Source organism: Streptomyces pseudovenezuelae, assembly GCF_001513955.1.
GTDB classification, from domain to species: domain Bacteria; phylum Actinomycetota; class Actinomycetes; order Streptomycetales; family Streptomycetaceae; genus Streptomyces; species Streptomyces pseudovenezuelae.
In genome coordinates this window covers 806,240-819,469 of the sequence record NZ_KQ948146.1, presented here as the reverse complement: position 1 = coordinate 819,469, position 13,230 = coordinate 806,240, and the positions used below count along the sequence as shown (strand labels likewise).

General features: G+C 71.6%; 12 protein-coding genes and 1 pseudogene. 7 read left to right on the top strand and 6 right to left on the bottom strand.

What is annotated here, in order from left to right; genetic code table 11:
* The first annotated feature begins 50 nt into the window (after positions 1–50).
* From AQI94_RS15805 to AQI94_RS15790, 4 genes are read left to right on the top strand one after another with little or no spacing between them, the layout of a single operon-like run.
* On the top strand, positions 51–1,196 hold the full coding sequence (locus AQI94_RS15805; RefSeq protein WP_031042287.1) for an ROK family transcriptional regulator: 1,146 nt from the start codon (positions 51–53) through the stop codon (positions 1,194–1,196).
* A 30-nt stretch (positions 1,197–1,226) separates the two neighbouring features.
* On the top strand, positions 1,227–2,735 hold the full coding sequence (locus AQI94_RS15800) for a GMC oxidoreductase (RefSeq protein WP_031042289.1): 1,509 nt from the start codon (positions 1,227–1,229) through the stop codon (positions 2,733–2,735).
* 20 nt (positions 2,736–2,755) lie between these two features.
* Positions 2,756–3,367 (top strand): nucleoside deaminase, encoded by a 612-nt coding sequence (locus AQI94_RS15795; protein ID WP_031042292.1) that lies wholly within the window; start codon positions 2,756–2,758, stop codon positions 3,365–3,367.
* Complete coding sequence (locus AQI94_RS15790; protein ID WP_037941887.1) at positions 3,364–4,335, top strand: sugar phosphate isomerase/epimerase family protein; 972 nt, start codon at positions 3,364–3,366, stop codon at positions 4,333–4,335. The genes AQI94_RS15795 and AQI94_RS15790 overlap by 4 nt, the downstream gene beginning before the upstream one ends.
* Here AQI94_RS15790 and AQI94_RS15785 read toward each other — a convergent pair.
* Positions 4,282–5,580, bottom strand: a complete 1,299-nt coding sequence (locus AQI94_RS15785) for an MFS transporter (protein ID WP_031042298.1) — start codon at positions 5,578–5,580, stop codon at positions 4,282–4,284. The two genes, AQI94_RS15790 and AQI94_RS15785, sit on opposite strands and share 54 nt — an antisense overlap.
* Positions 5,581–5,737: 157 nt before the next feature.
* Here AQI94_RS15785 and AQI94_RS15780 point away from each other — a divergent pair, with 157 nt between their 5' ends.
* On the top strand, positions 5,738–7,792 hold the full coding sequence (locus AQI94_RS15780; RefSeq protein WP_031042301.1) for a phosphocholine-specific phospholipase C: 2,055 nt from the start codon (positions 5,738–5,740) through the stop codon (positions 7,790–7,792).
* A 63-nt stretch (positions 7,793–7,855) separates the two neighbouring features.
* Positions 7,856–8,713 (top strand): phospholipid scramblase-related protein, encoded by an 858-nt coding sequence (locus AQI94_RS15775; protein WP_031042303.1) that lies wholly within the window; start codon positions 7,856–7,858, stop codon positions 8,711–8,713.
* A gap of 6 nt (positions 8,714–8,719) precedes the next feature.
* Here AQI94_RS15775 and AQI94_RS15770 read toward each other — a convergent pair whose 3' ends face one another.
* Both AQI94_RS15770 and AQI94_RS15765 read right to left on the bottom strand, forming a co-directional pair.
* Positions 8,720–9,670 (bottom strand): DMT family protein, encoded by a 951-nt coding sequence (locus AQI94_RS15770; protein ID WP_031042306.1) that lies wholly within the window; start codon positions 9,668–9,670, stop codon positions 8,720–8,722.
* The gene (locus AQI94_RS15765) at positions 9,667–10,470 is read right to left on the bottom strand and encodes a phosphatase PAP2 family protein (protein WP_031042309.1); all 804 of its coding nucleotides are present in this window, start codon (positions 10,468–10,470) and stop codon (positions 9,667–9,669) included. Before AQI94_RS15765 ends, AQI94_RS15770 begins: the two co-directional genes overlap by 4 nt.
* A 232-nt stretch (positions 10,471–10,702) precedes the next feature.
* On the opposite strand from AQI94_RS15765, the gene AQI94_RS15760 reads away from it, so the two are divergent.
* Complete coding sequence (locus AQI94_RS15760) at positions 10,703–11,317, top strand: TetR/AcrR family transcriptional regulator (RefSeq protein ID WP_031042312.1); 615 nt, start codon at positions 10,703–10,705, stop codon at positions 11,315–11,317.
* Positions 11,318–11,467: 150 nt separating this feature from the next.
* On the opposite strand, the gene AQI94_RS15755 is transcribed toward AQI94_RS15760, so the two are convergent.
* The 3 genes and pseudogenes from AQI94_RS15755 to AQI94_RS15745 all read right to left on the bottom strand — a co-directional run bounded on the left by AQI94_RS15755 (position 11,468) and on the right by AQI94_RS15745 (position 12,993).
* Positions 11,468–12,457, bottom strand: a complete 990-nt coding sequence (locus AQI94_RS15755) for a DUF2510 domain-containing protein (protein WP_031042315.1) — start codon at positions 12,455–12,457, stop codon at positions 11,468–11,470.
* 49 nt (positions 12,458–12,506) lie between these two features.
* Positions 12,507–12,653, bottom strand: a pseudogene (locus tag AQI94_RS46710) (anhydro-N-acetylmuramic acid kinase); the annotation flags it as partial.
* Positions 12,654–12,747: 94 nt separating this feature from the next.
* Positions 12,748–12,993 (bottom strand): MFS transporter, encoded by a 246-nt coding sequence (locus tag AQI94_RS15745; protein WP_391270259.1) that lies wholly within the window; start codon positions 12,991–12,993, stop codon positions 12,748–12,750.
* Positions 12,994–13,230: the final 237 nt, after the last annotated feature.

The following is a 13,230-nucleotide window of genomic DNA, read 5'->3' as shown; positions in this document are numbered from 1 at the left end:
CGCGCATCCGGCACCCTGTGCCGGTACGACCCGGTGACAGGAGGGGAACCGTGCTGACGGCCGGCCTGAACCAGAGTGCCGTACGACGGGTCAACACCTCCGTGATCCTGCGGGCGTTGGCGGTGTCGGCCGAACCGAGGCGACTGAGCGAACTCGCCGGGCAGACCGGTCTGTCCCGCCGCACGATCGAGCTGATCCTGGACTCCCTCGTCGACGCGGGCTGGGTCGCCGAACTCGACCGGGTGCCGAACAGCGGCTGCGCCGGACGCCCGGCCCGCCGCTACGAACTGCGGGCCGAACACGCCCTGCTGGCCGCCGTACGCGTCACCACCGTCGACGCCTCAGCCGTCGTCGCCGACGTGCGTGGCCACATCCGCGGCCGGGCACACCGGCCGCTGCGCGCCTACAAGGACCCGAGCACCACCCTCGACGACGCCGCCGAACTGGTCCTTGAGGCCCTCGACGACGCCGGCGGCTCGGTGGAGAGGCTGCGCGCCGGGGCCGTCGCCGGCGGCGGTGCCATCGACGACGAAGGGGTCGTGCGGCGCCTGGTGCACACCACGCGCTGGGAAGGCGTGCATCTTCCCGAGGAGCTCGGACGGCGCGTCCCGGTGCCCTGGTTCGCCGACAACGACACCAACCTCGGTGCACTGGCCGAGCGTTGGCGCGGCGTGGCCGCCGATCACGACAACGTCGTATGGGCGATGCTCGGGAACCGGACCGGCCTCGGCATCCTCATCCGGGGGGCCGTGCACCGCGGGCTCGACGGTGCCGCGGGCGAGATCGTCGAGGCACGCTCGATGCCGGCCGGTTCGGTCGAGGACCGGCCCGTCGCCGCCCTGACCTCGCCGCTGGCCGCCCAACGCGCCCTCGCCCTGGCCCGGTTCGAGGCGGCCAGGAACGGTGACGCCGCCGCGCTCGCCGAGGTCGACGAGTTCGTGGAGAACATCGCGTCGATCCTCATCACCCTGTCCTGGACGGTAGCCCCCTCGCTCATCGTCCTCGGCGGCGGGCTGGAGGACGCGGCCGACGTCCTGCTGCCCCGGGTGCGGGACGCGCTGCGGGCCGCCCGTGCCCCCGGGGTCGAACTGCGCGCCACCGCGCTCGGCCACGACGCCCCGCTCATCGGCGCGGTGAAGCTCGCCCTGGACCGCATGGACACCCAACTGTTCGGACCGCTCGTCCCGGTCGACTGACCCCCGCACCCCACGTACCCGGAGCTCCACTTGACCCACACCCCCCGCACCGACGTCCTCATCGTGGGCAGCGGCATCATGGGGTCCCTCGTGGCCCGCCTCCTGCGCCGGAGCGATCCGGCGCTGCACATCACCATGGCCGACGGCGGCAGCCCGATCGGCGGCGCGCCCGGGCGGCACCTGCACGACCTCGACGACCCCGACCTGTGGTCCCGTTACAACGACCAGGTCGCCACCGGCATCCAGGGCATGTACACGGGAGCGGAGGTGGTCCGTGAGGTCGCCGGCAGCCTCTCCGGCCTCACCCCGGGCATGTTCCACGCGCTCGCCTTCGGCGAGGACGCCGAGGCGATGCCGCAGGCCGCGCTCGCCTGGAACGCGGGCGGCATGGGCGTCCACTGGACCGCCGCCACCCCGTGGCCCGCCGGGGACGAGGTCTTCGACTTCGGCGACCCCGACGCCTGGGCGGCCGACCTCGACACCGCACGCCGGCTGCTCGCCGTCACACCCGCCGCGATCGGCCCGACCGAGGTCGGCGCACTCGTCCTCGACGTCCTGCGCCGACGCTACGGCGGTGCCGGTCCGGCCGACCGGGCCCCGCAGCCCATGCCCATGGCCGTCACCCCCACCCCGTCGGGCCCCATGCCCCGCACGGCACCCGGGACGATCTTCCCGGCACTCGCCACGGGCGGCGATCCCGCCTTCACCCTGCTCACCGGCACCCTCGTGACCGCCCTCGACCAGGACGCCGGCCGGGTCACCGGGGCCCGTCTGCGCCGCGTCGCCGACGGCACCGAGTCCGCACTCCGCGCCAGCACCGTGGTGGTGTGCGCCGACGCCCTGCGCACCCCGCAACTCCTGTACGCCTCCGGCATCCACCCCGAGGCCCTGGGCCGCCATCTCAACGAGCACGCCTTCGTCACCGCCCGCGTGCTGCTCGACCTGGACCGGTTCGGCCTCGACCCCGATGACCTGCCCCTGCCGCGCCCCGGCGAGTTCAGCACCGACTCGCTGTGGTTGCCGTGCCACGGACCCGGCCGGCCCTTCCACGGGCAGATCATGAACCGCACCTACGTCGACGAGGCCGGCCGGCCCCTCGCGCACTCCGTCGGTCTGTCGCTGTACGTCCCCGTCGAGTCGCGCCCGGAGAACCGGCTCGTGTTCTCGGCGAGCGAGACCGACCTGGCCGGGCTGCCCCGCATCCGCGTCGAGTTCGGCTACTCCGAGAACGACCGCGCGCTGATCCGGCGGGCGCTGGACGAAGTCCGGTCCGTCGCCGAGGAGTTCGGTCCCTTCGATCCCGCGACCGAGTCCACCGTGCTGCCGCCCGGTTCCTCGCTGCATCTCACCGGCACGGTCCGGGCAGGCGTCAGCGACGACGGCAGCAGCGTGTGCGACCCGGACGGGAGGGTGTGGGGCTTCGACAACCTGTACCTGGCGGGCAACGGAGTCGTTCCCACGTCCATGGCCGCCAACGTCACGCTGACCGGCGCCGTCACCGCGGTACGGGCCGCCCGTGCCGTCACCGCACGCACCTGAACCATCGAGAGGAACCCATCGTGATCGACATCGCCAGGGAATACCACGTGTCCCTGCCCGCCTGGATCGACGACGAACTCGCCGACGTGCCCGCCGCCGTGGCCACCCGCGAGGACCGGATGCGTCTGGTGCACCGCCTCGCCGACCGCAACTGGCGCGAGGGCAACGGCGGTCCGTTCGCCGCGCTCGTCGCCGAGCGCGACTCCGGCCGGATCGTCTCCGTCGGCGTGAACGTCGTCCTGTCCAGCGGAGTCTCCAGCGCGCACGCCGAGGTCGTCGCGCTCGGCCTCGCCCAGCTGGCCACGGGCAGCTGGGACCTCGGCGGCGACGGTCTGCCGTCCCACGAACTGGTCGTCAACTGGCGTCCCTGCGTGCAGTGTTACGGCGCCACGATGTGGTCCGGGGTGCGCGGCCTGGTGGTCGCGGGACAAGGCCCGGAACTGGAGGAGATCACCACGTTCGACGAGGGCCCGGTCGGCTCCGACTGGGCCGAGCAGTTCGAGACACGCGGCATCGAGGTCGTGGGAGACGTCCTGAGGGACGAGGCGCTGGCCGTGTTCCGCGACTACCGCAAGGCCGTCGACGAGTCCGACGAGGTCGTCGTCTACAACGCGCGCGGGGGAACGGAATGAGCCCTCGGTTCGCGACGGACGTCATCACCTTCTACCACCCCGGCTTCTGGGAGCTCGACTCCGCCGACGCGGTCCGCGACTGGGCCGCGGATCATCCGGACCGCTTCTGGCGGCGGGTGCTGGACACGCTCGCCGAGACCGAGGTCACCGGCATCGAGCTGACGTTCGCGCCCGGCGGCATCGACTCGGTCCTGCGCGCCTACGGCAGCGCGGAGGCGTTCCGCCGGGAACTGGCCGACCGCGGCCTGGCCGTGGTCAGCGCCTTCGTCGCCGACAGCGACGCCCCCGACTGGCGGCACGGCGACAACCTCCCCGCGATCGTCGCCGACGCCGAGCGCCGCGCCGCCTTCCTCGCCGAGGCGGGCGCCGAGGTCCTGGTCGCAGGACTCCCCATGAGGGCGACGTACGGCACTCGCCCGCCCTTCTTCGTCGACGCCGCCTACATGTCCCGCATGGCCGACATCGCGCACGCGGTGGGCGAGGCGGTGTCCCGGCACGGGGTGCGGCTGGCCTTCCACACCGAGTCCCACAGCACCCTCTGGTACGAGCGGGACATCGACCTGTTCATGGCCCTGACCGACCCGCGCTATGTCTGGCTGTGCCCCGACTCCTGCCACATCGCCCTGGGCGGCGGTGACCCCGTCGCGGTGGCCCGGCGCCACACACCGCGTACGGCCCTGGCCCACTGGAAGGACGCGGTCGCCCCGATCGACGTCCACCTCACGATCGACGACACCGTGTACTCCCGACAGCAGCCGTACATGGCGGAGTTGGGCACCGGGATCGTCGACTGGGAGGGCTGGGCGGACGCGATGTCCGCGACGCCCGGCGCGGGTACGGTCCTGATCGAACTGGACGAGGCCGCCGATCCGGTGGCCGCGCTGAGGTCGGGCACGGCGGTGGCGAAGCGGGCGCTAGCGGCGCAGTTCTCCGTGAGCGGTCTCCGGGAGCCGCAGATAGACCAGTGACGAGCCGAGGCAGAGGGCGGCCACGTACCATGGGAACGCTCCCGCGTGGCCCAACTCCTTGAACAGCGTGCCCACATAAGGTGCCGTCCCCCCGAAGGCCGCAACCGTCAACGAGTACGGGAAGCCGATCCCGGCCGCCCGCACCCGCGCCGGGAACACCTCCGCGTTCACCGCCGCGCTGATCGACGTGAACCCGGTCAGCAACACCATCCCCGCGCACTGCACGAGCAGCAGCACCGCGAAGGAGTCCCGCAGCGCGTGCAGCAGCGGCACGCTCGACAGCGCGAAGCCCAGCCCGAAGAAGAGCAGCAGGGGCCGGCGTCCGAAGCGGTCGGACAGGAGCCCGCCGAGCGGCTGGAGCAGCCCGAAGAACGCGAGCGAGATCGTCCCCGCGAGCAACGCGTCCGACGTGTCGACACCGGCGTTGAGCGCGGCGTACGTCGGCAGGTACGACGTCCATGTGTAGTAGGCGATCGTGCCGCCCATCGTGATCCCGCAGATCAGCAGGGACTCGCGCGGATGGCGCCGCACCCCCTCAAGGAGCCCGGGACGCGGGGCCCGCCGCTGCTCCTCGCTGCGCGTTTCCCGCGCGCCCCGCCGGATCCAGAACCCGACGAGCGACAGCAGGGCACCGAGGACGAACGGGACGCGCCACCCCCAGCCGTCCATCCGTCCCTCGTCCAGCGTGTCCACGAGCAGGGTGGCGATCCCGGACGCGAGGAGCTGCCCGGCCGTCGTCGACACGTACTGGAAGCTGGAGAACAGCCCGCGCCGGCCGGGCCGCGCCGACTCAACCAGGAAGGTCGTCGAGGCCGCGAACTCCCCGCCCACGGAGAGCCCTTGGAGCAGTCGCGCGAGCACCAGCACGACCGGGGAGAGGACGCCGACGGCCGCGTACGTCGGCGTCAGTGCGACCAGGAGACTGCTGCCGCCCATCAGCAGGATGGTGACCGTGAGCGCCGAGCGCCGCCCGTGCCGGTCCGCGATCGCCCCCATCAGCAGACCGCCGACCGGCCGCATGAAGAACCCGACGGCGAACACCGCGAACGTCGACAGCAGCGGCACCAGGGAGTTGTCCGCGCCCTTGGGGAAGACCGCGCCGGCGATGTAGGTCGCCAGAAACGTGTAGGCGTACCAGTCGTACCACTCCACGGCATTGCCCACGGAGGCGGCGAACAGCTGGCGTACGGGTCGCTGCGTGGGCGGCGCGCCCGGATGGGGTGTCACGGTCATGATCGCGACCATCCCCCGAACGGGGGCCGGCACACCTCCCGTACCCATGACTTTCACATCAGCGCCACCGCACCCTTCCCTGACGTTTGTTGCTCTTGGAACACTCGCTGCGCGCACCTTCCGTCACATGCGGGCCATCGATGCGCAGGATTGAGAGGTCTCCTCACTCATGTCCGACGTCAACCGGCGCAGATTCCTCCAGCTCGCGGGCGCCACCACCGCCTTCACCGCGCTGTCGAACAGCATCCAGCGCGCCGCCGCGCTCCCCGCCCACCACCGCACGGGGACGATCGAGGACGTCGAGCACGTCGTCGTCCTGATGCAGGAGAACCGGTCCTTCGACCACTACTTCGGCTCGCTCAGGGGCGTTCGCGGCTTCGGCGACCCGCGCCCTGTGACGCTGGAGAACGGCAAATCGGTCTGGCACCAGACGGACGGGAACGGCAAGGAGATCCTGCCGTTCCGCCCCGAGGCCGACGACCTGGGCCTGCAGTTCATCCAGGACCTCCCGCACGGCTGGAACGACGGACACGCCGCCTTCAACGGGGGCAAGTACGACAAATGGGTCCCGAACAAGGGGTCCACGACGATGGCGTACCTGAACCGCGAGGACATCCCGTTCCACTACGCCCTCGCCGACTCCTTCACCATCTGCGACGCCTACCACTGCTCGTTCATCGGCTCGACCGACCCGAACCGCTACTACATGTGGACGGGTTACACGGGCAACGACGGCCAGGGCGGCGGCCCGGTCCTCGGCAACGACGAGGCCGGCTACGGCTGGACCACCTACCCCGAACGCCTGGAGAAGGCGGGCGTCTCCTGGAAGATCTACCAGGACGTCGGCGACGGCCTCGACGCGAACGGCTCCTGGGGCTGGATCCCGGACGCCTACCGGGGCAACTACGGCGACAACTCGCTGCTCTACTTCAACCAGTACCGGACCGCCAAGCCCGGCGACCCGCTGTACGACAAGGCCCGCACCGGCACCGACTACACCAAGGGCGAGGGCTACTTCGACCAGCTCAAGGCCGACGTCAAGGCCGGCAAGCTCCCCCAGGTGTCCTGGATCGTCGCTCCCGAGGCCTTCACCGAGCACCCCAACTGGCCCGCGAACTACGGCGCCTGGTACATCGCCCAGGTCCTGGACGCGCTCACCTCCGACCCGAAGGTGTGGGCGAAGACGGCCCTGTTCATCACCTACGACGAGAACGACGGCTTCTTCGACCACGTGGTCCCGGCCTTCCCGCCCGGCTCGGCGGCCCAGGGCAAGTCCACGGTCGACCCCGCGCCCGACCTGTACAAGGGCGACAGCAGCCACCCGGCCGGACCCTACGGACTCGGCCAGCGCGTGCCCATGCTCGTCGTCTCGCCGTGGAGCAAGGGCGGTTACGTCTGCTCCGAGACGCTCGACCACACCTCCATCATCCGCTTCCTGGAGAGGCGCTTCGGCGTCCACGAGCCCAACATCTCGCCCTGGCGGCGCGCGGTCTGCGGCGACCTGACCGCGGCCTTCGACTTCTCCCGCCGGGACACCAAGCCGGTCGCCCTCCCGGACACCGACGGCTACGAACCGCCGGACCGCGAGCGCCACGCCGACTACGTGCCCGTCCCGCCCGCCGTCGGCGCCCTGCCGAAGCAGGAGCGCGGCCTGCGCCCCGCCCGACCGCTCAAGTACGTCCCGTACGTGGACGGTTCGGTGGACGCGAAGAGCGGGAAGCTCACGCTCACCTTCGCCTCCGGCGCCAGGGCCGGCGGCGCCTTCCTGGTCACCTCCGGCAACCGCACCGACGGGCCCTGGAGTTACACCACCGAGGCCGGCAAGACGGTCTCGGACGCCTGGAACTCGGCGTACTCGAAGGGGTCGTACGACCTGACCGTGCACGGCCCGGCGGGCTTCCTGCGGGTCTTCCAGGGGTCGAACAAGAGCGCCGGTCCCGAGGTCACCGCCCGCCACGAAGGCGACGACGTCGAGCTGACCTTCACCAACAAGGGCTCCGCGACGGTCCGTCTGAAGGTGGCGAGCGGCTACGGCGACCCGGCGAGGACCTTCACCGTGCGGGCCGGTGCCACCGTCCGGCACACCTTCTCTCTCGCCAAGAGCCGTCGCTGGTACGACCTCACGGTCACCTCCGACACCGATCCGGCGTTCCGCAGGCGATTCGCCGGACATGTCGAGAACGGGCGTATCGGAGTGAGTGATCCGGCCGTCATCACCAGGTAAAGCCGCCGCCGGAGCGGTTGTTCACCTGGCCGGATCGCCGTGGTCCCGGGGTAGTGTGCCCCGGTGACCACGCATTCGAACACACCTGCAGGCTGGTACCCCGATCCGCACGGGGCGTCCCAGGCGCTCCGTTACTGGGACGGGGCGCAGTGGACCCAGCACATCCACCAGGACCAGCAGGGGGCGGGGCAGGCGCAGGCCGTGCAGGCCCCGCCGGTCCAGCAGGCGCCGCAGATGCCCCAGCAGTCGGCCGGTCCGGACCCGCGCGTGCAGCGTCAGGTGCAGCAGCAGGCCGGGGTCAGCGGGGGCGGTGCGGGCGGCGGCACGCTGTTCTCCGAGCCGGTCCTCGTGGTCAACCAGAAGGCCAAGCTCATCGAGCTGACCAACGAGTACAAGGTCATGGACCAGAACGGCAACCAGCTCGGCGCCGTCAGCCAGGTCGGGCAGAGCGCCTTCCGGAAGATCGTGCGGTTCTTCTGGAGCATCGATCAGTTCATGAAGATCAAGCTGGAGATCCGCGACGCCCACGGGCAGCCGGTCATGCTCCTGACCCGGCCGGGCAAGATCTTCAAGTCGCGGGTGATCGTGGAGCGTCCGGACGGTTCGCCGGTCGGTGAGATCGTCCAGCAGAACATGATCGGCAAGATCAACTTCGCGCTGATGGTGAACGGCCGGCAGGTCGGCGCGATCAAGGCGGAGAACTGGCGGGCCTGGAACTTCGCGATCGTCGACCACACCGAGAACGAGGTCGCCCGGATCACCAAGACGTGGGAGGGGCTCGCCAAGACGATGTTCACGACCGCGGACAACTACGTGCTCCAGATCCACTACCAGCTGCCCGAGCCGCTGCTGAGCCTGGTCGTGGCCACCGCGCTGACGGTGGACACGGCGCTGAAGCAGGACGCCCGCGGGTTCGGCTGAGCCTTCCTACAGTCGTGTGAGGTGCCCCGGCTCCGGTTGCCGGGGCACGGTCATGTCCCGCAGGGCCGGTTCCACGGACGCGGTCGACGGCTCCAGGGCCAGCACCGCCGCCACCGGGTGCTCGTCGTCGTCCACCGGCACCGGGGGCATCCGGGTCAGCAGCACCACACCCCAGGCGGCCAGGCCCGCGCCCGCCAGGGCGAGCAGCACGCCCGCCGCGCCGCCCCGCAGGCTCTCGCCCAGCAGGGAGAGGCCGATCGCCGCGGCGGCCACCGGGTTGGCCAGGGTCACCACCGCCAACGGGGCGCCCAGGCCGTCACGGTAGGCGGTCTGGGAGAGCAGGAGCCCGCCCGCGGCGAAGGCCGCGACGAGCAGGGCCACACCGATCACCTGGACGCTGAGGATCGACTCGGAACGGTCCGTCGCGGCCACCGTCACGGTCTGGGTGAGCGCGGAGGCCACGCCCGAGGCGATGCCGGACGCCGACGCGTGCCGTATGCCGGGCCGGGCGCCGGGGCGGGCCAGCAGACCGATCAGGGCCGCCGTCACCGCCGCCACCGCCACCGCCTCGGACGTGCTCAGCACCTTGCCGGGTTCGGACCCCGACGCCACCACCAGGATCGCGGCGAGACCGGCCAGCGTGCTGGCGGTGCCCCGCCATTCCGTCGCGCTGACCCGGCGCCCCGCGATCCGCGCGCCCAGCGGCACCGCGGCGACCAGGGTGAGCGCGCCGAGCGGCTGGACGACGGTCAGGGGACCGTACTTGAGGGCGACGACATGCAGCAGCGCGGCCCCCGCGTTGAGTCCGACCGATCCCCACCAGGCGCCCGAGGTCAGCATCCGCAGCACACCCGAGCCGGGGTTGCGGGAGGCGAGGCGTTCCTGGGCGACGGCGGCGGCCGCGTAGGCCACGGAGGAGAGCAGGGAGAGCGCGAGGGCGAGCAGGGTGGCGTTCATCGGCCCGCTCCGACCAGGACGTTCTCCTCGGGTTCGGCCGGGGCGAGCTTCTCCTGTGCCCGGCCCGCCGTGGTGGCCGTCCGGTGCGGCAGGTGGACGACTGCGAGGGCGATGCCCAGGAGCGCCGCCGCGACGATCGCGTCCATCCAGTAGTGGTTCGCGGTACCGACGATGACGACCAGGGTCACCAGCGGGTGCAGCAGCCACAGCCAGCGCCACCGCGAGCGGGTCGCCACGATCAGGCCGATGGCCACCATCAGGGCCCAGCCGAAGTGCAGCGAGGGCATCGCGGCGAACTGGTTGGAGAGGGTGTCGGTCTGCGGCGGGCCGTACACGGAGGGGCCGTACACCTTCGCGGTGTCGATCAGGCCGGCCGCCGCGAGCATCCGCGGCGGGGCCAGCGGGAAGACGAGGTGCAGCACCAGGGCGGCCCCGGTGAGGAGGGCCAGGACGCGGCGGGCCCAGACGTAGTGGGCGGGACGCTTCAGGTACAGCCAGACGAGGAAGGCGACCGTGGCCGGGAAGTGGACGGTCGCGTAGTAGGTGTTCGCGAGGTGCGCGAGGGTGTCGCCGTGCAACAGCAGGGACTGCACCGAGCCCTCACCGGGAAGATGCAGGGTCCGCTCCCAGTCCCACACGCGACCGGCGTTGCGATAGGCCTCGGTGGTGTGGCCCGTGACCAGTTGCCGGCCGAACTTGTAGACGAGGAAGAGTCCTACGACGAGCAGGAGCTCACGGACGAGCGGCGGCCGCGCTGTCGCGCTCTGCTCCGCTTCTGAAGGCTCGGTGCGGGCATTCATTCCCCCGGCCCTTTCGCTGGCGGTGGTGCTGATACTGAGTCCGAACAAGGGGATGACCCGTCCGGATTCCAAAACTCATCGATACGACATCGTACCGATACGCCAGTGTACCGATACGGTCGGGTACCGGTACACTGGCGTATCGATTGACATACGCCACACTGGAATCCGGGAATGAAACGCGGCGGCCGCGCAGCAGCCCGGCCGCCGGAGCGAAGGAAGGGAAGAGCTGATGACGTCGCAGGCCGCGGACGGACCGGAGACGGTCGCCGCCTCGCGCCGCTCCAAGATCACGCCCGAGCGTGAGCAGGAGTTCTTCGACGCCGTGCTCGAACAGGTCCGCGAATGCGGATACGAAGCCGTGACCATGGAGGGCGTCGCCGCCAGCACCCGCTGCAGCAAGTCCACCCTCTACCGGCAGTGGAAGACCAAGCCCCAGTTCGTGGTGGCCGCCCTGCGCTCCCGCCGCAGGTCGAAGTTCGACGGGATCGACACCGGGACGCTCGCCGACGACCTGCGCGAGGCCGCCCGGGCCGCGGGCCGGTGGTCGATGCACGACACCAAGCTGCTCCAGGCGCTCGGCCACGCCGTCACGCAGGACGCGGAACTCGCGCAGGCCCTGCGTGAGGCGCTGGTCGAACCGGAGATCGCCGCACTGAGGCACATTCTCCAGCGTGGGGTCGACCGGGGAGAGATCGCCACCGGACACCCGGCGCTGGAATACATCCCGGCCCAGATGTTCGGCGTCATCCGCGCCCGGCCCGTCGTGGACGGGAAGTACGCCGACCCGGACTACCTGGTCCGCTTCGTCGAGGCCGCCGTACTGCCGGCTCTCGGCCTGACCTGAGACCCAGGCCGCCGTCCACGGGATGACTGGACGGTGACCTGCTCGCGCCGCACCGTGGGGACGGGGGCGGCGCGCACCCCCCGGCCGGGTGGGGTTCCTCCTGAGCGGGGAGGCGCCCCACCCGGCCGACCGGTGTCCGGGGACCGGACCTCAGACGCCCTGGCCGCTGCCGCCGCCCGTCGACACCTTGATGCCCTTGGTGATGTCGTCGATGACGCCCTGGCCCTCCTCGACATCCACCCCGAAGCGCACCACGACGATCTGCTGCGGGTTCGCCGGGGACGGGAAGGCCAGCGACTCGACATAGCCGTCCGAGCCCTTGCTGGTGACCGCCTTCCAGCGGACCAGATAGCCCTTCTGCCCGGCCACGGTCACCGCCTTCGAGGCGAGGACGTCGTGCGAGGTGATCGACCCGTAGGTCTTGCCGCCGTAGGACTGCTCGGCGTTGGCCTGGATGTCGGCCTTGGCGACCGCCTCGGCCGTGGCGCCCTTGGTGCGCAGTGCCAGGGCGGGCGCCGAGTAGGCACCGCCCTTCGTGCACTTCTCGGAGGTGTCGCCGGGGCACGCGTAGGAGTCGTTGGAGGTCACGGACGCGCCGACCTGCAGCTCCTGGCCGTACCAGTCGTCCGGGACGGGAAGGCTGATCCCGTCGATCGAGTCGGTCACCGAACCGCTCTTGATTTTGGGCGGCTCGGACCCCTGCGGGGACGGCGAGGCGCCCCCGCCGCCTCCGGAGCCGCCCGACCCTCCGTTGCCGCCGAAGGGCCCGCCCTGGCCTCCCGTGCCGCCGGGGCCGCCCGGCCCCTGCGAGGTGGCGGAGTCGTCGTTGCCGTTTCCGCTGTCGGCCAGCGCGTACACACCCACGCCTATGCTCGCCAGGACCACGGCCGCCGCCGCCACCGCCACGACTATGCCCGTGCGGCCGCGCCGCGAGCCGCTCGGCGGCTGGGCGGGATACGGCGGGAACGCCGGGTACTGCCCGGGGCTCGCGACCTGTTCCGGGGGACCCCATGCGGCGGCCGATCCGGCGGGCCGGGTCTGCTCGGTCCACGCCTTGCCGTCCCACCAGCGCTCGGCGGCGGGACCGTCACTTGTCTGTCCGGGATCGGGGTACCACCCGGGGGGAGTCTCCTGCGTCATGCCCCCACCGTATGAGCACTCGGTGAAAGAGGGATGAGAGGGGCGGCGATCACCCCAGCACGAGCCGCACCGGCCGCCACCGCGCGGGCGGGGGCAGCCGCAGTCCGTCGCGGCCGGGGTTGAGCGAACCCAGCACGCGCGCGTGCCGTGCGCCGGTGCTCGCCGGTTCCGTGCCGGGCAGGCCGTGCGCGGTCAGGGAGCAGCACCTCGGAAAAGTGAGCAGCCATGGCCCGAGCACCCCCACCGGTGGTACGTCGGCAACGCGCCGGTCAGCTTCGTCGCCCCGGTCATCAGCGCGCGATCACCGGGATCGGCACCGGCCGCCGGCCGATCCGGTCGCCGAGCCGGCCGAACAGGGCCGCGCCGACCGGCCGGAAGAAGAACGCCGGCCCGAACGAGGCGTACGCCCGCACCAGCGCCTCGGCCTCGCTGCCGCCCTCCGCGGTGAAGAAGCGGGTCGCGATGATCGTCGCGAAGCAGCCGTAGACGCCGAACTCGTAGCACTCGACGAAGTTGCCCACCGAATCGGTCGGCAAGGTGCGGCGAGGCGCGGTGCGCGCTGCTCTCGGGGGATCGCTGCCTCCAGGCCTCGCACGGCCCGTCACTGACTGTCGGTCAGGTTTGTCTGCGGCAGGTCAGGGGCAGTGCGCGTCGCCTGCCCGTACCCCAGGTCACCCGTGAAGGCAACAGGTACCCCGACCGCCCTCCGCTTCCGCAGCCGGACGGCTACGCTCGAGATCTGTACGTCGTTCGGGCGACTTGGGGAGGTAGCG